Here is a 21,298-nt window from a genome sequence, read left to right as displayed (position 1 = left end):
TCTCTTAACGAATCCGTCGCAGTACGTTTGTCCTGAAGTCGGCGTCGGTCAAGTTTACGTCGAAATCAAAGTCAGAAAATACAAGATTGGTGGACTTTCCTGTCTGGTGGTTTTCCATGTCGTACCGATGCCCTCGAACGATGTCGTTGTCGTAAGTACGAAAGTCGCTGATGGAAAGGGTTTTATAAGGGGTTTCGCCATGGCGGTAGAACACCACCTTCACCGGTTGCATGTGCTCCGGATCAAGCCAGGTTTCCAGACGCTGGTAGCCTGAGTTCTCATAGGCCGGCACGGAGCGTACAACGAAATAGTCCTCGCCCGCTTCGGTGCGTTGTTCCGCTCCCGTGTAGTCGTATTTTTCCACCTCGAAAGAGGCCATATCCTCAAAGGAGAATTCACTGCCCATAAACGCGCCGGACTTGTTGCTGGAAGATATACGCTTTACCCGGCGAACGCTGGGTAAGTATAGCCACTGGTCGTCCGCGCCGGATATGTGGGAGTGGTTCAGTAGAGCCACGCCGCTGACATCCCGGGGCTCCCGAAATATCGTCAGGCTTTTGTCCCCTTCCCCCACCACTTCCAGGGCTCGGGTCACCAGCCGGCGTTCAGTGCTTTCGCCGGATTGGGACACCAGGGTCATCTTGATGTCGACTTCGCTCGAGCCCCAGCCCGCGTTGCTGGCTTTTCGCTCCTCCATCAGTTGTTTACCATCCAGCGGTTCGGCGATGAGTGGCAGGGCAATGAACGCAAACCACAGCAGGTGCCAGGCTCGGTTGCGAAGCCGGTTGGGGAATGTCATTTTCATAGCGGAACTCCATAGGTCACAGATAGGCGTATTCGGTTGTTTGGATGTGGTGGCGGATTAGGTGGCTCAGCTGTTCTGTATGTTGGTTCAAGAAAAAATGGTTTCCGGTCACTCGCTCCCGGTGGACGTGTCCGCTGAACAGTGACTGCCAAGCGAAGACGCTTTCGGGTGGAGCAATGGCATCATCCTCTCCCGCGATTAACAGCGCGTCGGTCGGTAACGGCGGGCGGGGAGCGTAGCGATAGGTTTCGCTTAGAGCGAAGTCCGCGCGAAGGATGGGCAGGTACAACTCCATCAGCTCCTGCTTATCCAGCAGCGCCTGAGGGGTACCCTGGTAGGTTCTTAGCACCTCTATGAATTCCGCGTCCGGTAGCTGGTGCAGCGCGCGCTCGGGCCCGAGTTGAGGCGCCCGCTTGGCCGCGATCATGATCGGCTCCGGTACCAGCCCCAGTCGGCGATGGATGGTGTGGGCCAACTCATAGGCGAGCAGGGCACCATTGCTGTGGCCGTAAAAGGCGAAGGGTTTTACCAGGTGGCGTTTAATAGCTTCGAAACAGTGCTCGACAACTTGATCCAGCCGATGCAGGCAGGGCTCGGCAAACCGACGCCCTCGGCCCGGCAGCTCAATGCCGATTAAGTGGCATGAGGGCAGGTGTTGTTGCCATTGCGCAAATAGGTGACCGTTGCCTCCGGCATAGGGAAAGCAGAAAAGCGTGACGGGGTAACGGTCCGGTGGGTCCTGGTACACCAGCCAGGGGTTGTTGGCGTGACTCATCGCGTCTACCTCTCCTCCGTTCTATGAGCCAGGAAGGCCTTGGCGAACCACAGGCCTCGCAACGGCCTGACATCGAAGCCTGAACGCTCAAACCGGGCTCGGGTACTCTTGAAATGACGAAACGTCAAACCCAGGAAAGCGGGCTCGGCTACCAGTACGGTGCCCCCCGGGGCGGTGAGGGCCATGATTTCTTTCAGGGTCGCATCCAGATCGGGCGTCTCGTGCAGCATGTAAAAGGCCAGAATGAAATTGAATTCGCCCTTAAGATTCAGGCCGGTCTCGGAACAGAGATGGGTTTCAATGGGGGCCTGGGAAGCGGAAGGGGTGCCGGCTTGCACCAAGTCCAACATGCCTTGCTGGATATCGGCGGCGACCACTTTCCCCTCGGGACCGACCAACTCTGCCATGGGAAAGGAGAAATAGCCGGGCCCGCAACCGAGATCCAGCGCCCGCATGCCGGGCTTGAGGTACGGCTTCAGTATTTTGCCGGGGTTCTGCAAGCGTCGGCGGTACCAGGTATCCAGTGCCCCCGCGCTCTCTACGGGGCATATGGGATGGTTCGGTTTGTTCACAATGGGGCTGGTTTCAATAGTTTCTTTCATGACAAGTGCTCCCGAGTCAGACCGGCGGCAATGCTTCGAAGCAGAATGTTGACGGTCCCTTCGTAAATTTTGCCCACCTTGGCATTGCGATAAAAACGTTCGACATCGTAGGCTTCGGCCACGCCATTGCCCCCCAGGGTTTCCACGGCCTGAGAGGCGGTTCGCTCAGCCACTTGGGAGGCAAACAACTTGGCCTTGTTGGCTTCGTCCATGAGCTTCAGGATGGACTGCCCGGCATCCACCTTTTTCGCCAGTTGATACACATAAACCCGAAGCAGGCTGATCTCGGTGGACGCTTGGGCCAACGGAAAACTGACGCCCTGGAACTGAGCGATTCGCTCGCCGAACGCGGGGCGCTCTTCGGCGTAGCGAACGGCTAGCGTCAACGCGCCCTGAGCTATGCCCAGCATCTGGGCAGCGATGCCGGCCCGGCCCATGCACAGGGCGTACTGAGCGATGTCGGCGCCACTGCGCTCGTTGCCCAGCAAGGCGGAAGCCGGGAGAAACACCTCTTCGAAGCTCAACTCACACGTCGAACTGCCCCGCATGCTGAGTTTGGGTGTGTTGTCGGCGATCGACAGGCCGGCGGTCTCCCGTTGTACTAGAAAACAGCCGAGGGTATCCGCGCCGCTGTTCTGCGGTATTTTGGCAAACACCGCAAACAGGCCCGCTTCCCGCGCGCTGGTAATCCAGCGCTTGCGGCCGTTGAGCACAAATCCATCGCCGGATCGGGTGGCGGTCAGGGTCAGGGCCGATAAGTCGCTGCCGGCATCCGGTTCGGTAACCGCAAACGCCCCCACTATCTTCTGGGCCAGCAGGGGCAGCCAGAGGGATTTTTGTTCTTCGTTACCGAACCGCTCGAGCAGTCGGTTGAACAATACGTTGTGAACGTGCAGAACCACACTCACACTGGGGTCGACGCGGGAGCTCTCCTCAATCAGCAACATCAAGTGTTGGAAAGGCAGGGGCTCCGGGAACAGTGCGCTTTCGGGCCTGGAATAATGGGGCGAGGCGACTTCCAGCCCCATGAGGCCCGCCTCGAATAGAGCCTCCAGCAGCCCCGGCTCCAGTTGCTGATGCTGTTCACGGTAAGGAATGCCGTCCGCCAACCGGGTTTCACAAAAGGCCCGGATAGTAGCTCTGGCGTCTTTCAACTTAGGGATTTCCATAGTGCAACTCGGTATCCTTTCCAGGTGATTGAAGAGGGGGCTCGTCTGATGACGAAAGCGAAGGCTCGGGAATAGATTCCTGGCGAATCAAGCTGTCGATGGTGTGTCGCAGCAGCGTAGCGTCCAGGGGCTCCGCGCTCACGCCCATTCTGGCCAAACATTGCTGGGTGCGTCGGCTGTCAAAGACTCGCCTCTGACTTTGTTCGGGAAGGTCATCAGTGAAGTAAGCCATCAATGGCAGCAGTGCGTTGTTGCCTCGGGCGGCACACTGTTCCAGTTTCTGGCGCCAGGTCAGGTAGGGTAGGGCGGTCAGGTCGTAACCTCGGTCCTGGAGCAGCTCCGCGATGCGATTAAAACCCGTCGCGGTGTCGTTGACCAGGTGGTAGGTGACCCCTGAGGGTTGCGGTTGACGCAGCAGTGCGACTATGCCGTTGACCACATAGTCCACCGGCGTCAGGTTAACCTGCAGCGCCGAGTCCGGCGTGGCTCCCAGTTCCAGACATCCCTTGATCAGACGCGAAACAGCGTCGTGCGGATTGGCGTTGGGGTATTCCCGGCCCGCGCAGATCAACCCGGGACGAAGGATACAGCAGGGTTGGCCCCGGCGAGCGGCATTGTGAATGAGCTTTTCCGACATCCATTTGCTCCGGGAATAACCCGAATAGCGGGTGGCCTGCTCGTCGACGGCGTCGGTTTCGCGAATGGGAACGCCGTCGGTGCGGCTGTCAAACAGCCTGAGGGTGGAAATGTATGCAAGGGGAATGCCTTTGCGCTGTGCCACCCGCAGTAGGGCCTGGGTACTGTCCACATTGGCGGGCCGCAATTGGGCGTAGTTCAGTACGTAATTGACTTGGGCGCCGTTGTGAATGATCAGGTCGACTTCTTCACCCAGCCGGGCGTATTCCCCCGGCGTCAGCCCTAACGCCGGGGCGGCTAGGTCGCCCACCGAAACTTCGAGGCGCTGTTCTATCCCCTGCGGGTTCAGGCCCTGGGCCGCGAGGCCCTCATACAAACGACTTAGAGCCTGCGCTTTGTTCGAGGCACGCACCAGGCACCTGACCTGGGCATTGCTTTGGTTCAGCAAGGCGGCCAGCAGATGAATGCCAAGATAACCCGTGGCGCCCGTTAGAAAAATACGTTCGGTTCTATCCGTTAAAGAAGCGGCGCTCATCTAACGTCCTCCGGTTCCATTTCCAGTTCATCCAGCTTGGTGAGCGAAATTTGCGCCGGGTCGCTCGCGAACCTCAGCAACGAGGACTGCACCTGTTCGATAATGCCGGTGCTGATCCGAGGCGGTATCACGGTATGGTTGCAGAACCAGTGCAGCTCCAACTCACCGGCATTTTCCACAATGAGTAGCTCCAGCGTTTGCTGGGGCGTACAAGCAAGCGTCTCGACCGAAGTGCCGAACCATTTCATGGGCGGGACCGCGCCCTCTTCGACAAATTCTTCGTAGCGGGAGATGGTGCTGGTGAACACGACCGTGGGTGGGTCCACCGGGCCTTCCAGTTGGCGGTGGCTGGCCACATCAAAGTAACCGTGATCCAAATCGCGCCAGGTTTGGGCTTCCGTGCGGCGGCAGTATTCGAGCAGATCGCTCGTCGAGTCGGCGTCGATCCAGTTGAGCAGCCCCACGCTGTACTGGCCGGGCACATCGTTGACCCGTTGGTCGAACCCGATGCGATTGAACAGCCTGACTTCCAAGGAAAAGTCCCGACGCTGACTAAACGCCGCCAGGCTCAAGCGATAGAGTGCATACACCACCATGGAGCCGGTCAGTTTTTGATTGGCCGCCCATTGTTTCAGCGCTTTCCACCGGGAGGCGGGAAGCCGCTCCAACTGGTAATGGTAATCGCCCGGTAGCAAACCACTGGCGGTTTCGCCGCCGGGGAAGTCCCCGGCGTTTAGCGGCGCGGGCAAACGGGGCAGCCGCTGCGCCCAGTAGTCTCTCGCTTTGGAAAACGCTGGACTGTCGTTCTGAAAGGCCAACTCGGTCATGACATAGTCGCGAAACGAGTAGGAGGCCATGTCATGGAGCGCTCGCCGCCCCTCATAAAGCTGGCGGCATTGCAGCGCCAGAAATTCAATACTGAGCAGGTCCAGAAGTAGGAGGTTGACCCCAAAAAACAGGCGCCAGCGTTGCTCCCCCAGCCGGACCAGCTCCATGCTCAGAGCGGGTTGTTCCAGACCCTGTTGGGGTTGACGAAAGGTGGCACGAATTTCGGCTAGGGCGTGCTCGGTCTCGGCCTTGGAGTGCTCCCTGAGGTCCCAACAGACCGGTCGCCAGAACGCCGAACCGGCGCGAGCGAGGGGTTCCTGTGTGCTCGATGAGCGTTCCGCACTGATCAGTGTTGTGCGCAACGCGCCGTGGCGTTCAATCAATGTCGCCATACAGTCGGCGAAACGGTCGCCGTCCAGCTCGGCGGTTTCGCTTTCCAGGAAAAACCAGGGAAGCTGCCCGCTGCTCTGGGCCGCCTGCAGTCCCCGGCGCTGGAAAGCCCGCAAAGGGTAGGGGCTGAGTTGTTGATTGATATCCACAATCAGCTCCTGGGGCCGGGTGGGGCGTTCCGCCGTGGTCGGTTTGCCCTTCAAACGCTTTTCCAGTAGTGCCTTTTGGGCGGGCGTCAGGCCCACCCGCTTTTCCGCAAGTCCGCTATCGGTCATGAAAAACGCTCCGTTTACAAGTCTTCCATCAATTCAATGTCTTCGTCGGTCACCGAAGCGACCTGCTCAATCACCTGTTCTTCCACCAGTGTTGCCAGCGCGGCGATGATGGTGGCGTCAAACAAGTCCGCCAGAGGCAGCTCGACCTCGAAGACATCGTTGATCCGGTACAGTAGATTGCTCGCGATCAGGGAGTTGCCCCCCAATTGGAAGAAGTCATCGTGAATGCCCACACGCTCGACATTGAGCAACTCGCACCAGATAGCGGCCAGGCGTTTTTCGGTATCGCTGGTGGGCGCCACGAAGGCCTGGGCGCTAGTGGTGGAACCTACCGCTGGCAGTTTTTTTCGATCCACCTTGCCGTTGGCCGACAGCGGCAACTGCTCCAGCAGCAGAAGCCGTTCCGGCACCATGTAATCGGGCAGGGTCTGGGCCAACGCCTGTCGGAGGGCATCGGTGAACACCGTGTGCGACGTTTCCGGAACCGACTCTTCGGGCACGACAAAAGCGATCAGTTGTCGGTCTCGGTTGCTCTCGCCCGCGGCGATGACGGCGCAGCGTTTGACGTTGTCCAGCTGACCGAGCCGACTTTCAATTTCTCCCAGTTCCACCCGGAAGCCACGGATTTTGACCTGGGTGTCGCGCCGACCCAGGAACTCGATATAGCCCTCGGGCAGCAAGCGCCCCATATCCCCCGTTCGGTAGAGGCGCTCGCCGGTTTCCGGGTGGGTAATAAAGGCGGCGGCAGTCTTGGCATCATCTCCCCAGTAACCCTGGGCCACGCCCAGGCCACCGATGTAAACTTCACCCTGAACCCAGCAGGGGCAGGGGGACAGACGGTGGTCGAGCACGTGCATGGTTTGGTTGGCCAGCGGCTTGCCGTAGGGAATGCTTCTCCACTGCGGCGGAATGTCCTCAATGGGGTGGTAGATGGACCAGATGGAGGCTTCGGTGGCGCCGCCGAGGCTGATAACGTGCATCTCGGGGTTCACCAGCTCCAATCGGGGCTTCAGCGACAGCGGCACCCAGTCGCCACTGACCATGGCCAGGCGCAGGCTTTCGGGGATTTCCTCTGCCCGCTCCTCGGCGTAATCCACCAGCATCTCCAGCAGCGCCGGCACCGAGTTCCAGACGGTGACGCCGTGTTGTTGGCACAGAGCCAACCAATGCTTCGGGTCCGGTTGCTGACTGTCCGGAAACACCAGAGTGGCGCCCGCCGCCAGTCCGCCGAACAGGTCGTACACCGAGAGATCAAAGCTCAATGATGAGATGGCGAGGAACACATCCCGCTCGTTGACTTCAAACCGGCGGTTGATGTCCACCACGGTATTCAGCGCGCCCCGGTGGTCAATGGTGACGCCTTTGGGTTTGCCGGTGGAGCCGGAGGTGAAAATGACGTAGGCGGTGTCTTCCGGTGCCTGGCGCTTGGTCGGCGGTGTGGGAGCCGCCGCCTTCAGGCTTGGGCTCTCAAAGGTGACCCGTTCGACCGACTCCGGCCAGCTCAGGGTATCGAGCAGGTCCTCGCTGGTAATGACATAACGCACCCCGCCAGTGGCGAGAATGTCCGCCAGGCGTTCGGCGGGCTGGTCCTTGTCCACGGGCAGGTAGGCGCCGCCGGACTTGAGCACGCCCAGGGCGCCGGCGACCTGTTCCCAGCCCTTGTGGGCCACCACGGCCACCAGCTCGTTGGGCCCGACCCCGCGCCGTTGTAGCCAGTTGCCCAGTTTGTTGCTGAGTTGTTCCAGTTCTGAATAGCTGAGATTGCCGCGGGCGGAGACAATCGCCGTTTTTTCCGGGTGGCGTTTTACACGGGCAAAGATGGGCTCGTGAAGCAACCCTTCCGGTACGGGGGCCTCGGTGTTGTTGTAGTGGTCCCATTGTGACTGCACGCTATCCGGCAGCAGGTAGCTGGCATTGGTTCTCTCCCACGCTTGCGGTTCATTGAGCAACCGGAGGATGAGCTGTTCATAGGTATCGACCAGCGTTTGGATCAATCCGGGGGGAAACATCCCCTCCACCACGTCGATGTGCAATGCCAGGGCGTTGTCCTCTTCCCAAAGGTGGTGCTCCATCCACACTTGAGGCGTCTGGGAAACTTCGTAAACCCAGGTGCCGGGGGAGCGGGTGGGCAGGTCGTCTTCCTGGTGGGACAGCGTGCTGGTGAATACCACCGGCATCAGCGCTTCCCCGGCCGCCGCGCCGGTCATGCGCGCCAATTCCCGCATCAGACGAACGCCACTGATATAGCGGTGTTCCAAGTGCTCCCACATCAGGCTCTGGAGCGCGGAGGCCCGCGCGGCAAAACTCTGTTCACCACTGTTGTCGATTTTTAACAGCTGAAAAGAATTGAACTCTCCCACCATAATGTCGTTCACCTCCGGATGGAGGGGGAGTCGGTTGAAGACGGTCATATTCAACGTATGGCATGGCCGAGAGTTCCAGAGAGTCAGTATCTCGGAGAAGGCGCAGGCGAAAAAGCCCGAAGGCGTCAGCTTTTGCTGCTTGAGGAGCTGTCGCAATCGACCCCATGCTTCCCGATCCAGTCGAATGGAATAGTGCTCGGCGCGGACCTCTCGAATGTCTTCGGGGGAGGCCATCATGGGCAGCTCCGGTCCCGGTGGCAGATCCTCCAGCTGTTCACGCCAGTAGGCCAGGTCCCGCTCTAACCAGTAGGATTGCTCAATCTGCTGGAGCCCGAGGACATAATCCCGGTAGGTCAATTCAGTGGGCGCCTGTCGTCCGCCTTCGGGGTCGTCGTATAAACGGGCCCATTCATCAATAAGTACACGGAAGCACCAGGCATCCCCCACCAAAAGGTCGAAGCTGAAATGAATTCTCAGGTTATCTTCATCCCACTGGGTGGCGGAAACTTTGAAGATGGGCCACTGGTCCGTGGGGAGGATTTCGTGGGACATGCCATCCCGGACCCATGCCAGCGTTCGCTGCACCGTTTCCTCGGGTTCGCCGCGCAGATCATGGCGAATAAAGCGATAGGGGGGAACTTCCTTCAAGACCTGTTGCTTGAGGTTTGGGAGCACAACCATGCGCATTTGATCGTGCCGCTCGATAAGGACTTGGAACGCCTTTTCCAGGCGTTCCAAGTCCTTGCCCTTGCAGTCAAATTCTACATAGCCGTGGCCCGCCACAGTGATACTGAACAGACCACTTCGGCCAAACCATTGAGCCTGCTGAATGTCCGTTAGCGGGAAGGGCTCGAACCGGTGTTCGGGGTCCGGTTCGATGACGGGCAGGGTCGGCGTTTCCCGCACGCCGGTTTGCTCCGTCCGTTTGCGTGTCATCAGGGCCTCGAAAGCCTTTCGCTTCTCTGGGCTGAGTTGTTCGATTTGTGCTTGGATGTCGCTCATGGTGAATCCGTCCTCATTTTTGGTAATAATCAAAGCTTTTCAAGGGCCTCGAGTTCGGCCAGTGCTTCCCGTTGAAGCTGTTCTTCCCGCTGTTGCCTTTGTTCCTCCACATACCGTGCCAGCGCCTGAATGTGTCCCAGCTCCAGGAAACGCGACAGGCGTAGCTCCACACCGGTGGCCGCTTTTATCGCGGTGTTGACTTCCGTGGCCAGCAGGGAGGTGCCGCCCAGCTCGATAAACTCGTCCAGAACGCCAATTCGATCGATACCAAAAAAGTCGTTCCAAATGGCCACCAGTTGTTGTTCGGTATCGGTGCTTGGGGCCTGGTAGGGCACCATCAGGGAAGGGCGGCCTCCGGTGTTTTCGTCCGCTGGTTCGTTCTGCTCCGGTGCCGACCGCAATGCGGTGAGGGCCTGCTCCAAATTGGGTGCGCCCTGGTGACCCCGAGGCGGGTCTACCCAATAGCGTCGCCGGTCAAAGGCGTAAGTGGGCAGGGGTAGTGGGCGCAACTTCGCCCCATTGCGTATTCGGGACCAGTCCGGTGTCAGGCCCTGGAGCCAGAGCTTGGCCAGTCCCTCGCGCAGGCAATCGGTATCGGTCAGCTTCTGGCGCACGCCGCGTCCGAACGCGATAACCCGTGCGCCCTGTTCGCGATGGTTGTCCCGCAACAATTCACCCACTACCCGGTTGGGGCCCATATCGAGAAAAACCGCTTCCGGAAACGTCTGCAGCAGCGTGTCGCAAGCCTTTTGAAACTTCACCGTTCGACACAGGTGCTCCGCCCAGTACTCCGGCTCGGTGACCCGCTCGGGCGGTAGGCGCTCGCCGGTGATGGAGGAAATCCAGGGCCGGTCCGGGGGCGACAATTCGTGCCGCGCCACTTCCGCCAGAAAGCGTTCGCGAATGGGTTCCATCAGGTGGGAATGCAGAGCGGACTGCACATGCAAGGAGCGCAGAGGCTGACCGAGTCGGCTTTCCAGTTCGGTCTTGGCCTGGGCGATAGCCTCTGGAGTGCCGGATAGAACCGTGTTGGACGCTCCGTTTTCGGCGGCTATGGACAGAGCGTACTCCCGAGCCGTCGCTTCCACCTCGGTTTTGGGCAGCGGGACCGCGAGCATGGTGCCGGGGAGCGTCTCGGCAATCAGGAGTGCCCGCTTGCCCACCAGCGTCGTGGCCGTCTCCAGAGTCATGACGCCACTGAGGCAGGCGGTGACGTACTCGCCGTGGCTGTGACCGAGCAGGCCCACGGGTTTAATTCCCCACTCGATGAGCAGGTGTGCCAGGGCGTACTGCACGCTGAAAATGGCCGGGAACATACGCTGGGCTTGCTGCAAAGCCTCCATGGCCTCGTCCAGTTGGTCGTCACTGACATCCAGATAGTCTCGAATATCTTCATCAATAATGGGCTTGAACCGTTCGGCGCAACGGTCCAAGGCTTCGCGAAACACCGGTTCTTCGCGGTACAGGTCGCGCCCCATGTTGGCGTACTGAGTGCCTGCGCCGGGAAAGAGAAAGACGGCCTCTCGGGCGCTGTCGGCCTTCAGGGTTAATTGCTGCTCAGGTTGGCGCAGCCGCGTTATGGCTTGTTCAATCGTATCCGCGAGCACCACTCGCCGCAGGGGGAAAGGTTCACGGTATTCCTGCAGCGTCGCGGCCACTTCTCCCAGGGGTGTTTCCGGATTCTGTTCCAGCCAGTCGGCCAACTGCGAGGTCATGGCCTCAAGGGACTTCCCGGTTTTCGCCGAGAGCGGCAACAGCCCATGGGTTACGCCCCTGTTGGATGGAGCGCCGGATAGAGCACTGGATAGAGGATTGGATGGCTCGGCGGACACCACCGGTGCTTCTTCAAGCAGCATATGAACATTGGTGCCGCCCATGCCAAAGGAGCTGACGCCGGCGCGTCGGGGAGCCTCGCCCTTCGGCCAGTCTCGCAGGTCATCGTTGACGTAGAAGCGGCTGTCTTCGAAATCAATGTGGGGGTTAAGACGCTGGAAACCGGCCATGGGAGGAATCTGTCGGTGCTGTAGCGACAGAACCGTTTTAATCATCGAGACTACCCCGGCGGCGGTTTCCAGATGGCCGATGTTCGCCTTAACTGACCCCAAGGCGCAAGGGCACTCACCCGAGCGGCCGTAGGCGTTCTGAATGGCTTCGATTTCAATCGGGTCGCCCAGCGGTGTGCCGGTGCCGTGGGTTTCCACGTAGCCGATTGATTCCGGCGCCACTTCGCTGAACGTCAGCGCCCGTTTAAGGGCTCGCATTTGGCCCGCTTCACTGGGCGCGGTAAAACCCACTTTCCGGTTGCCGTCGTTGTTATACGCCGAACCGAGAATCACCGCCTCGATCGGATCGTGGTCGGCCAGGGCCTGGTCCAGCGGCTTTAGGAGCACCACGCCCATGCCGCTGCCAAAGACCGTGCCTTGGCTCTCGGCATCAAAGGTACGGCAGCGGCCATCGGGGGAAAAAGGCAGGCCTTCCTGATACAAGTAACCAGCGTTCTGCGGCACCTTGACCGACACGCCGCCGGCCAGGGCCATGTCGCACTCCCCCAGCAGCAGATTCTGGCAGGCCATATGGATGGCGGCGAGGGAGGTGGAACAGGCGGTCTGGACCGTGACCGCCGGGCCGTGCAGGTTTAACTTGTAGGCAACCCGGGAAGCGAGGTAGTCCTTTTCGTTGCCGAGCAGGCCTTGAAAACCTTCGGCGGACGTGGCGTATTCGGGACGGGCCGACAAGTTGCGCATCCAGTAGGCGTTCATGCTGGCGCCGGCGAATACTCCCACGGAACGCTCGGCATTGGAGCGGGCATAGCCGGCCCGTTCCAATGCCTCCCAACAGCCTTCGAGGAACAGCCGGTGCTGTGGATCCAGCACCAACGCTTCCCGGGCGGGGATATCAAAAAAGCCCGCGTCAAAGTGTTCAATGTCTTCGAGCCGACTGGTGGCTTTGATGTAATCGGACTGTTGGTAAAAGTGAGGGGCTATACCCTCCGCTTCCAGCTCCTCGGTCGTGAGGGGGCGAAAGGTCTGCTGGCCGTCGCGCACCAGCTCCCAGAATTCGGGCAGGTTATTGGCGCCGGGCACGCGGGCGGACAGACCGATAATGGCAATGGCGTGATCGGTATTCATTGTGGGTCACCTTTCCTTGCGGTTTTCAGGATTCGCTTGCGTCTTTCGGCCTGGGCGCGATTCGGCGCCGCGGCCTCGGGAGAGTTCTCCGTTCCCGTGGTGTCACCGGACTGCAGTTGGGCGACAACACTGGCCACGGTTGGGTGCTGAAAAAGAGTAATCAGTTTGAATTCGAGGCCCGTGCGTTTTTTGAATTCGTGATAGGCCCGCACCAACAGGGCCGAATTGGCGCCCAGGTCGAAGAATCGGGCCCGTGTGCTGACCTGTTCGACGTCGAGCAGGGTTTGTAGAATTTCCGCTAGTATCCGCTCCAGCTCATTGTCGGGTGGGCGGTAGGTTGGCTGATGGGTCTGGGTGTGCGCACTTTGTTCGAGCAGCGCGCGCCGGTCCACCTTACCGTTCGCCGTTAGGGGAAAGCGGGCCAGCACCCCGATTTCCGCGGGCACCATATACGCCGGTAACGTGGCTTCGAGACGCTGCCTGACGGAAGTCACCAGCTCGGATTCGGAGGTGGGCTCGGCGTTCGACGGTGCGTTATCCTCCTCGGCGGTCTTTTCAGGCAACAGTCCCACCAAGTCCGAGGCGAGCAACGTTTGCTCCGGGTCCCAGTGCCGGCGGATATCGGCCTGCTGTTTCAAGGCACCGATGGGGCAGGTCCCGACCTCCAGCTTTGGCGATTCCAGCCGTAGTAACTGCTCGATCATCCCCACTTCCCGGTAGGCCATGGACTCACTCAGGTTGCCGTAAAGAGGCTCGATAGTGGGGCGGTGAAGCACAAAATAAAGGGACAGGGCGGCAGCGTCGGCCAACCGTTGGTTATGGGCATAGTGTTCGGCCGCAGCCGGTTGGGAGTCATCCAGCTTCTCCAGGGCGTGCTCCAAAGGGTAATAACGATAGAGGCCGGGAGCCATTCCTTCCACCCGGTCGCGTTTCAAGTGCAGGTACAGTTGCACTGGAAACAGCCCTCCCGCAGAGCCGTACAGGCTCTTGACTTCATCCTCGGCCCAGCGGGCGCGAAATAGAGCCAACCACTGTTCAAACTGACGCTGTGGGATTGGCGACCGGGCAAAGTGACGGTGACTTCGGTACGGCTTGAGCGCCGAGTGCCAGTCGTCGGGCAAGGGCATTAATTGCCGCTCTTGCGGCGCACGCAGTGCCGGGTAGGTGAGTTTGGCTTGCAAGCGTTCGGCCGCGTCGGTAACGGCAGCGCCGGATTCTGCGAAGTCCCGGTGCTCGGCTTCAAGCTTTGCCTGATCAGGCGAATCCTCCTCGGCCAATGCGGCTTGTAACCAAAGCTTAAGTGACGGTCCCTGGGGTGTTTTGGCCACTAGGGCCAAGGCGCGACTGACGGCGGGCAGTTGTTCGGCGACGGCTTCGATTTCAGGCAGCTCGATGCGCATGCCCTGAATTTTGACTTGGAAATCATTCCGGCCCAGGAATTCGATCTGTCCGTCGGGCAGATAGCGCCCAAGATCGCCACTACGGAAGGCTCGGGTGCCGTCCGCCAGGGTGACGTACCGTTCCCGGGTCATCTTCGGATTATTGATGTAGCCGCGAGTGACACCGGCACCGCTGATGTACATCTCTCCACGCACCCACACCGGGCAGGGCCGACCGAGTCGGTCCAGGATATGGTACTGGCTGTTGGCCAGTGGTTTGCCATAGGGGATGCTGTCTGTTTTCGGCGAAAGCGGGGTGACGGGGTGATAAATGTCCCAAATAGTGGTTTCCGTGGGGCCGCCCGACGCAATGAACCGAGCTTCCGGCAGCAGTTTGCGCACCCGTCCGGGCTGATTGACGGGAATCCAGTCGCCGGCGAGGATAAAGAAACGTAACGCCAGCTCGGTGAACGCTGGTGTGGCTTGCTCGGCATAATCTAGCCACATGTCCAGAAAAGCGGGAACGGAGTTCCACAGCGTAATTTGGTGCTGCTGAATCAGTGTCGACCAGTGCTCGGGATCCAGCCGCCGGTCGGCCTCGGGAATGACGATTGTCCCACCAGCGGCGAGGGTTCCGAAAATGTCGTATACCGACAAATCGTGATGCAATGCCGTCAGGGCCAGAACTCGGTCTCGAGGGCCAATATCGAACCGGGTGTTTATATCCAATATCCGGTTGACCACCTGCCGGTGTTCGATCATGACGCCCTTGGGCTTGCCGGTGGAGCCGGAGGTGTAAATGAGATGCGACAGATCGCTGCCGTCCAAGTCGGGCAACAGGTCAAGCGGAGCGCCCTTTAACAATTCGTTGCTGATGGCCAGACAGGGTCCGGCAATCAACCCCTGGGCGCGTTGGTGCAAGCCCGGTTGAGTTAACATGGCGGCAGCGCCGCTATTTTCTAATTGATAGCGGATTCGCTCATCCGGTTGCTCCGGATCAATAGGAAGGTAGGCGCACCCGGCCGAGTGGCAGGCCAAGCAGGCTACGATTTGCTCCCACCCCTTGGTCATCATGAGCGCGACAATCCCGCCACTTTTGATACCGCGGGTTCTCAGTTCTTCTGCGATAATCCGGCGCTGCTGATCCAGGTCCCGATAGCGAAACCGGCTCTTCCCCGCGACGACCGCCACCTCTTCCGGCCACCGCTGGGCACTGCGCTCGAATAGCGCGCGAAGTGTTAGGGACTCGTCAAATGGAAGCGTCGTTTCGTTGCTTTCCCGAATTAGCCGTTCTTGCCAGTCGGGGAGGGTATGTATCAAGCTTCGCTGCCACAGCGCCTCCGACTCCGTCAGTTGTGCCACCCGCGTTTGAAAGGTATCGAACAGGTCGTCGATCACCCCCGGGGCGAAGTGATCCTCGGCATAATCCCAGCTGAAATGCAGCCCACCCGCCCCATCGGGCATGACTTGGTGATCCAGAGAGACCTGAGGCGTTTGAGTGAGCGTGAACAGTTCCTCGCCAAAGGGGGCCAGACGCTGGCACGGCAGCCCCTGCCCGGCAAGGTCGAGCAGACTGGTGAAGACAATGGGCATAGTGCCTGAGCCCGAGTCGGATTGGCGATTGTATTCGGCCAGCACCTTGACGCCGCTGACCCGCCGATGCTCGATGCCACGCCAAAGTGCCTGCTGGAGCTGCCGCGCTCTGTGCATGAGCGTGTCGTTCTCCCGGTGGCGCACCGGAACCAGGATCATGGAGGTGAAATCACCGATGATTTGGTTCACCTGTTCATGCACCGGCAGTCGGTTAAAGAGGGTGACGTTAAGGGTGAAGTCCTCCGAGCCGCACCAGGGACGAAGCGTTTCGGCGAAGGCCGTCATTACTAGAACGGTGGGGGTAATCGATAGTTCGGCGGCTCGCTGGTATAGCCTTTGGGACTGGGTGCTGTTGAGCGTAAATACGCGGCGCTGAAAACGGGTAGCGCTCGCCACTTTTCGAGCCCTGGGCAAATCCGGTGCCGGTGGCAAATGACCAACCTGTTCCCGCCAGTACTCCAAGTCCTGACGGTACTCGGGCGTCTCCTGAAGACGCAGCTCCGCCAGGGTGTAGTCCCGATATGACAGTGTCAGTGGTGCGGGAGTATGGTCCGGGTTCCGGTAATAGCGGTAGAGGTCATCGAACAGAATCAGCAGGCTACCGCCATCGACGTGAAGTAGGTCGATGCTGGCCAGAAGGCGGTCTTCGTAGTCATTCAGACGGGCAATCACAAAGTCCAGCCCCGGCCAGCGGCTGCTGTCTCGCCGGGAGTGCGACCACCGATCGCGCAGCGCTTCCAGCCGACTGGTCCGGTCGGCGGCAGTGAGCTCGCGCCAATCCTCGACCGTGACACGGTAGGGGGGAACCTGCTCCAAAATGCGTTGGTTGCCTTCCTCGTCCACTACGGCTCGCAGCATGTCGTGTCGCTGAATTACCGCATTTACCGCCCGTTCAAACGCCACCGTATCCAGGGGCGAACACTGAACTTCCGAGTAATAATGAATGGCGACGTCGCCGAGCTCGAAGGCGTTTTGATGCCCGACCCAGTACGCCCGTTGAATATCGGTAAGCGGAAAAGGCTCGAAGCGATGTTCCGGGTCAGGCGCAATCAAAGCCTCGGAAGGGCCTCGATTCAGCAGGTCGATAATGGTTGGCTTGTAGCGGCGAAGCGCCTGAACCTCTCGGTCGGCCAAATGATTCCGTCGGGCGATGACTTTGAGATTGTCTCCGTCCACTCGGATGGAGACGCCAGCTTTGCGCATGGTTTCCAACAGGGTCATGGCTTCCTGGATCGGATTGGTTTCCACGATTGTCATAGAGTCAGCTCCACCATTTGATCGGTACTCTGGGGGTCAATACCGAGTTGCCTGTGAAAGCGGATTTCCACTTCCCGGGTCAGTTGGTCCACCGTGGGCACCTCATCGAACTCGGACAACCGTAGACAAATGCCGGTGCTATTTTCGATGGCGGCAAGCAGCTGCTCGATTTTTAACGAATCCAGGCCAAGCTGAAACAGGTTTCGGTCACCGGCCAGGTTGTCCGTGGACACCAGTGTTTTCAGGCAGGCGCGAATGTTGCCGTGGATATCCACTGGTCGTATCGGAGCTTGCCCTTCATCAAGAGGGGCGGACTCTTCACTTCGGTTGAAATGGGACCGTAAGGCCGGCTCCATGAAGGCGAACTTCGTCGGAAGACGGCCATGCTCACAATCGGCTTTAATTCGGGTGTGCTGGATTTTTCCGCTGGTGGTGCGGTACAGGTTCTGGTTGTTGACGATAAACAGGCCCGAGACCGGAGCGCCGCAGTGTGCCAGCACACTTTCCCGCACCCGTTCCCACAGTTCGGCTGCCTGATCGGCATCCGTATTGAGGGCGGCCACTATGACCAATCGTTCCTCATCCTCCGCTTCGCAACTGAACGCGGAAATAGGCCGCGAGCGCAGCGCCGGATGCGCCTGCTCCGCCGCCGAGCATACGTCGGCGGGGTAGAGGTTTCGGCCCCGAATAATAATTAGATCCTTGATTCGGCCACACACGTAGAGCTCTCGCTCCAGGATGAACCCCAGGTCTCCTGTACGCATATAAGGCTTGTCCCGTCCTGGCAGCGGAGCGTTGAACGTTTCCGCGCTGGCCTTGGGGCGGCCCCAATATCCCGAGCCATTGGAGTCGCTGGCAATCCAGACTTCGCCTACTTGCCCTTCAGGTAAGGCAGTGCCGGTTTCCGGGTGTACTATCTGAACGTCCGGAGAAAATGGATCGGCGAGGGAGCCGCAGGTGACCAGCGGCTGGCCCTCGGCCGAGCCTGGACGGGCTTCACCCGCCTCCAATCCCTGCCGGTCGAAGCGCTTCACACTACGTTCGAGCATGGGGCCGCCGGACACATAGACGGTGGATTCAGCCAAGCCGTAACCGGACCGCATGGCCCGGCGCGGTAGCCCCGTACACTGAAACTGTCGGAAAAAGCGATCCACGGTGGAAAAGCGGATGGGCTCGGAGCCGCTGAGGAGAACCTCCATGGAGGATAGGTCCCAATGGTCTTCCGGCTTGGGAATTTTGTCGCAACACAAGCGAAAAGCGAAATCTGGTGCGCCGGTCACGGTGGCCCGGTAGCGGCTTAAGGTTTCCAGCCAGACCGAAGGACGGCGGACAAAATCCTCCGGTGCCATCAGATAAAGTGGGTTGCCGTTGAACATGGAGGAAAGAGCCACCAATATCAATCCCATGTCGTGATAGAGCGGCAGCCACGATACAAATACGCTGTCGGCATGATGCCCCATGTTCTGGCGCATTAGCTCCAAATTGCTCAACAAGCTGCGGTGGTTGACCATGACGCCCTTGGGGTTCCCGGTGGAGCCGGAGGTATACTGCAGAAAGGCAAGGGTATCGAGTTCAATATTCGGCGCCTGCCAAGTGTTGCTTTGTTTTGGCACGTCCTCTATGTCAATCAACGTCAGTCGGCGCTCCCGGACCACATCGTCCGCCGCCAGCTTGTTAAAGGTCTTTTGGTTGGCCAGTACGGCTTCGGCTTCGCAGTCGCTCACAATGGTCCTGAGGCGCTCATTTCGCCGGCTGTCATGGGGCGGGAAAGCGGTCACCGCCACCACTCCGGCATAAAGACAGCCGAGAAAAGCGCACAGGTAGTCCGGCTCCTGCTCGAACATCAGAATGGCCCGGCTGCCGGGCGAGAGAGTCTGGTGTAGGTGGGCGGCAATACCCAGCGAGCGCTGTTGCAGCTGTTCGAAAGTCAGTGCCTCCTGTTCCCGCCCGCGACGGAGGAACTGGATAGAGAGGTGGTCGGGCTTCGTGTGTGCCCAGTGATCCATCACCTGACAAAAAGATGAAACTTCTTGGGTGATGGGCTGGCCGAAGAGCGTATTGTGCAAACGATTTGTATGGATAGTGTGCATGGCTAACAATTCCGTCTGGCTTGAGTGAGTTCAAATCGGTTGCCGGGCCAATTCCTGGCCCGGCGCCTGGGTACCGCAATGCGTCACTGCTCGGGGTGTAGCACCTTCGGGCCAACCGCCGACACACGCTTTTCTTTTCGATTTTCCAGCAAGTACATAATGGCCGGCAGTAATGAGACGTTGGCCAGCCAGGCCGTACTGAGAATCGCAATGGCCATGAGGCCAAAGTTGGCGTTGGGGACAAAGCTGGCCGTGATAAAGGAGCCAAAGGCCAGAACGAGAATGACGCTGGTCAGGCTTATCGCCGGCACGACGTGAGAAAAAGTGTCCCGAACAATGTCGAGCATCGGCCAGCCCTGGTTTTGTCGCATTCGGGTGTGGTTTATAAAGTGAATCGTATCGTCAATCGCCACGCCCAGGCACACGCTCAGTACCACGACCGCACCGATATCGATGGAGTGGCCCGATAGCTGAAGCACGGCCATGCCAAGGCACAAGGGAAAGATGTTCGTGGCCAGGGAAATCAACCCCAGTTGAACCGAACGGAATGTCGCCATGAGTATCAGGCTGACCACCAATATCGTCAGGCCCAGGGTTACCAGAAAGGAGCTGGCCACATAGCCGTTCATTCGTTGGAACAAGAGCATTTTTCCCGTGGTGTGTACATCCAGCCCCATGGCTTGACCCTTTTGTTCTATTTCCTTGGCCAAACGGGTGGCCTGGCTCGAGTTGTAGTTGGTCCACTTAACGGTGATGCGCAGCGAATCGTTTTTCAGGCTGACGCGGTCGGATAGATCCAGCCCCTGGGGCAAGTTAAGAGAATAAAGAAACATCAGCTCCGATATCGCCTGTGGGCTATCGGGAATTCGGTACTCAGCGGGGTCGTCATTGTGTAGTGATCGGTTGGACTGCTTAACGATGTCGACGATGGAGTAAGTACGGACCACATTGGGAATGTCCCGATCAATCCACTGCTGGAAGGCTTCGGTTTGCTTTAGGAATTCTGGACGCTTGATGCCGTCCGGCTCGCCGGTTTCCACGACTACCTCAATACCCTGAGCTCCCTTTAGGTGCTCCTGCGCGAAGTCGTTCGCCTCACGCAGCCAGAAGCCGGAGGCGAAGTACTGGAATGGGTTGGCATTGATCTGGTTCAAGGAGGCGATAAAAACACTGGCGCCGATCAGGATCACAAAGCCGACAGTGATCGCCAACGCTTTATCCCGAAGCCACTCTGTGTAGCGCATAACCCACCGGGGCAACTCTGAACTTTGAACCGGGGCTGTGCCTTCCGCCCCGGGCCCCTCGAGCGGTTCGGCCGCGGCCGCCGCCGAGTTGGTTTTTTTCTGGGGCAGCCAGCTGAGAATGGCACCCACGACGAAGTAGGTAACCAACCAAGCGATGATGGTGCCAATGCCGACCAGAATGCCCAAGTCGGAAATGGCCCGGATATCCGAGGTCGTAAAACTGAAGAAGGCAGCGGTGGTGGTCAGAGTGGTGAGTACGGTAGGTGTGAAGTTCTCCTGCAGCGCCAGTTGCGCGGCCGCTCGACGCTCCTTCCCCTGGCGCCGAAGCTCAAAGCAGCGGGTGATAATGTGAATGGAGTCCGCCACGCAAATGGCGATGATAAACTGCGGAACCAAAGCGGTAATGTTGCTGATCTTTATGCCCAGCCAACCCGCCAGGCCCATGGTCGCCGCAACGGAAAGAAACAGCAGTGGTAGCACCGATAGCATGGCGCCCAAGCTGCGAAAGCGCACAAAGATAATAAAGAGAATTGCCGCCAGTATAAGAGGCAGGCGGGCTTGAACGTCAGCCTGGGAGCTTTCCTTCATGCCCTGCATTATCGCGAGTCGCCCGGTAATATGAAATTCGTGATCCCCGCTCTGGTGTTGCTCAATCAAGTCCCGGACCCCGGAGATGACTGGCTCGGGGTCCACGGCGGTATCCTGGGCGTTACGCACCGTGGCCACGATCATGGTGGTGGTGCCGTCTTGGCTTAGAAGGTAGTCTGGAATGATTTCGTGATTCAGGGCCACCTCTCGGCGCTGATCCAGCATTTTTTGGCTCAACTGGCCCTGCTCCGGTATCAAGGGTTCGACGACGATTTCATCATTCGCGGCGTGTACCCACCGGTAGTTGCTCACCGAATCCACCCGCACGACCTCGGGTAGCGCCCACATGGCTTCGGTCAGCTCCACCACCAAGCGGGCGCTCTCGGGGTCAAAAATGCCGGAAGGGCTGCGAACCATGAGCACGGCGGTATCGTCGTTGCTGAACTGGCGCTCGAATGCTTCTACCTCCTCTCGCAGCGGGTTACCTTCGCTGAAAAAGGCGCGGTAAGTGAAGTCGGCCTCCAGGTTCCGCACCCCGGCGATCGCCGTCAGGCTAAGCAGCAAGGCCAGTAGAATAGATTTAACCGGATGGTGGACGACAAAACGGCTAATGACGTCGGATTTAAAAGAGCGCATGGG

Annotated in this window: 11 protein-coding genes; all 11 read right to left on the bottom strand. The window is 59.3% G+C overall.

The features are described 5' to 3' along the window. Positions 1-4: 4 nt before the first annotated feature. Positions 5-805 (bottom strand): outer membrane lipoprotein-sorting protein, encoded by an 801-nt coding sequence (locus tag AAE514_RS09035; protein ID WP_347331207.1) that lies wholly within the window; start codon positions 803-805, stop codon positions 5-7. Between the two features lie 16 nt (positions 806-821). Further along, positions 822-1,580, bottom strand: coding sequence for a thioesterase II family protein (locus AAE514_RS09030; protein WP_347331206.1), 759 nt, complete (start codon positions 1,578-1,580; stop codon positions 822-824). A 5-nt stretch (positions 1,581-1,585) separates the two neighbouring features. Then, the gene (locus tag AAE514_RS09025; RefSeq protein WP_347331205.1) at positions 1,586-2,182 is read right to left on the bottom strand and encodes a class I SAM-dependent methyltransferase; all 597 of its coding nucleotides are present in this window, start codon (positions 2,180-2,182) and stop codon (positions 1,586-1,588) included. Beyond that, on the bottom strand, positions 2,179-3,351 hold the full coding sequence (locus AAE514_RS09020; protein ID WP_347331204.1) for an acyl-CoA dehydrogenase family protein: 1,173 nt from the start codon (positions 3,349-3,351) through the stop codon (positions 2,179-2,181). Before AAE514_RS09020 ends, AAE514_RS09025 begins: the two co-directional genes overlap by 4 nt. After that, positions 3,338-4,522 (bottom strand): SDR family oxidoreductase, encoded by a 1,185-nt coding sequence (locus AAE514_RS09015; protein ID WP_347331203.1) that lies wholly within the window; start codon positions 4,520-4,522, stop codon positions 3,338-3,340. Before AAE514_RS09015 ends, AAE514_RS09020 begins: the two co-directional genes overlap by 14 nt. Continuing rightward, on the bottom strand, positions 4,519-6,015 hold the full coding sequence (locus AAE514_RS09010) for a condensation domain-containing protein (RefSeq protein WP_347331202.1): 1,497 nt from the start codon (positions 6,013-6,015) through the stop codon (positions 4,519-4,521). The genes AAE514_RS09015 and AAE514_RS09010 overlap by 4 nt, the downstream gene beginning before the upstream one ends. Positions 6,016-6,029: 14 nt before the next feature. Beyond that, complete coding sequence (locus AAE514_RS09005; RefSeq protein ID WP_347331201.1) at positions 6,030-9,380, bottom strand: non-ribosomal peptide synthetase; 3,351 nt, start codon at positions 9,378-9,380, stop codon at positions 6,030-6,032. Positions 9,381-9,409: 29 nt separating this feature from the next. Continuing rightward, a complete protein-coding gene (locus tag AAE514_RS09000) occupies positions 9,410-12,508 on the bottom strand; it encodes a type I polyketide synthase (RefSeq protein ID WP_347331200.1) in 3,099 nt (1,032 codons plus the stop codon). Further along, positions 12,505-16,737: a non-ribosomal peptide synthetase gene (locus tag AAE514_RS08995; RefSeq protein ID WP_347331199.1), complete on the bottom strand. Its 4,233-nt coding sequence runs from the start codon at positions 16,735-16,737 to the stop codon at positions 12,505-12,507. The genes AAE514_RS09000 and AAE514_RS08995 overlap by 4 nt, the downstream gene beginning before the upstream one ends. Further along, complete coding sequence (locus AAE514_RS08990) at positions 16,734-18,827, bottom strand: AMP-binding protein (protein ID WP_347331198.1); 2,094 nt, start codon at positions 18,825-18,827, stop codon at positions 16,734-16,736. Before AAE514_RS08990 ends, AAE514_RS08995 begins: the two co-directional genes overlap by 4 nt. A gap of 83 nt (positions 18,828-18,910) precedes the next feature. After that, positions 18,911-21,295 (bottom strand): efflux RND transporter permease subunit, encoded by a 2,385-nt coding sequence (locus tag AAE514_RS08985; RefSeq protein WP_347331197.1) that lies wholly within the window; start codon positions 21,293-21,295, stop codon positions 18,911-18,913. Positions 21,296-21,298 lie beyond the last annotated feature (3 nt).

The organism is Marinimicrobium locisalis (genome assembly GCF_039822625.1).
Lineage (GTDB): Bacteria > Pseudomonadota > Gammaproteobacteria > Pseudomonadales > Cellvibrionaceae > Marinimicrobium > Marinimicrobium locisalis.
This window is presented reverse-complemented; position numbering and strand designations above follow the sequence as displayed.

Coding starts and splice junctions, on each gene's coding strand:
- AAE514_RS09005 (WP_347331201.1), bottom strand. CDS start 9,380: ATGAGCGACATCCAAGCACAAATCGAACAACTCAGCCCAGAGAAGCGA.
- AAE514_RS09035 (WP_347331207.1), bottom strand. CDS start 805: ATGAAAATGACATTCCCCAACCGGCTTCGCAACCGAGCCTGGCACCTG.
- AAE514_RS08985 (WP_347331197.1), bottom strand. CDS start 21,295: ATGCGCTCTTTTAAATCCGACGTCATTAGCCGTTTTGTCGTCCACCAT.
- AAE514_RS09015 (WP_347331203.1), bottom strand. CDS start 4,522: ATGAGCGCCGCTTCTTTAACGGATAGAACCGAACGTATTTTTCTAACG.
- AAE514_RS09020 (WP_347331204.1), bottom strand. CDS start 3,351: ATGGAAATCCCTAAGTTGAAAGACGCCAGAGCTACTATCCGGGCCTTT.
- AAE514_RS08995 (WP_347331199.1), bottom strand. CDS start 16,737: ATGACAATCGTGGAAACCAATCCGATCCAGGAAGCCATGACCCTGTTG.
- AAE514_RS09000 (WP_347331200.1), bottom strand. CDS start 12,508: ATGAATACCGATCACGCCATTGCCATTATCGGTCTGTCCGCCCGCGTG.
- AAE514_RS08990 (WP_347331198.1), bottom strand. CDS start 18,827: ATGCACACTATCCATACAAATCGTTTGCACAATACGCTCTTCGGCCAG.
- AAE514_RS09010 (WP_347331202.1), bottom strand. CDS start 6,015: ATGACCGATAGCGGACTTGCGGAAAAGCGGGTGGGCCTGACGCCCGCC.
- AAE514_RS09030 (WP_347331206.1), bottom strand. CDS start 1,580: ATGAGTCACGCCAACAACCCCTGGCTGGTGTACCAGGACCCACCGGAC.
- AAE514_RS09025 (WP_347331205.1), bottom strand. CDS start 2,182: ATGAAAGAAACTATTGAAACCAGCCCCATTGTGAACAAACCGAACCAT.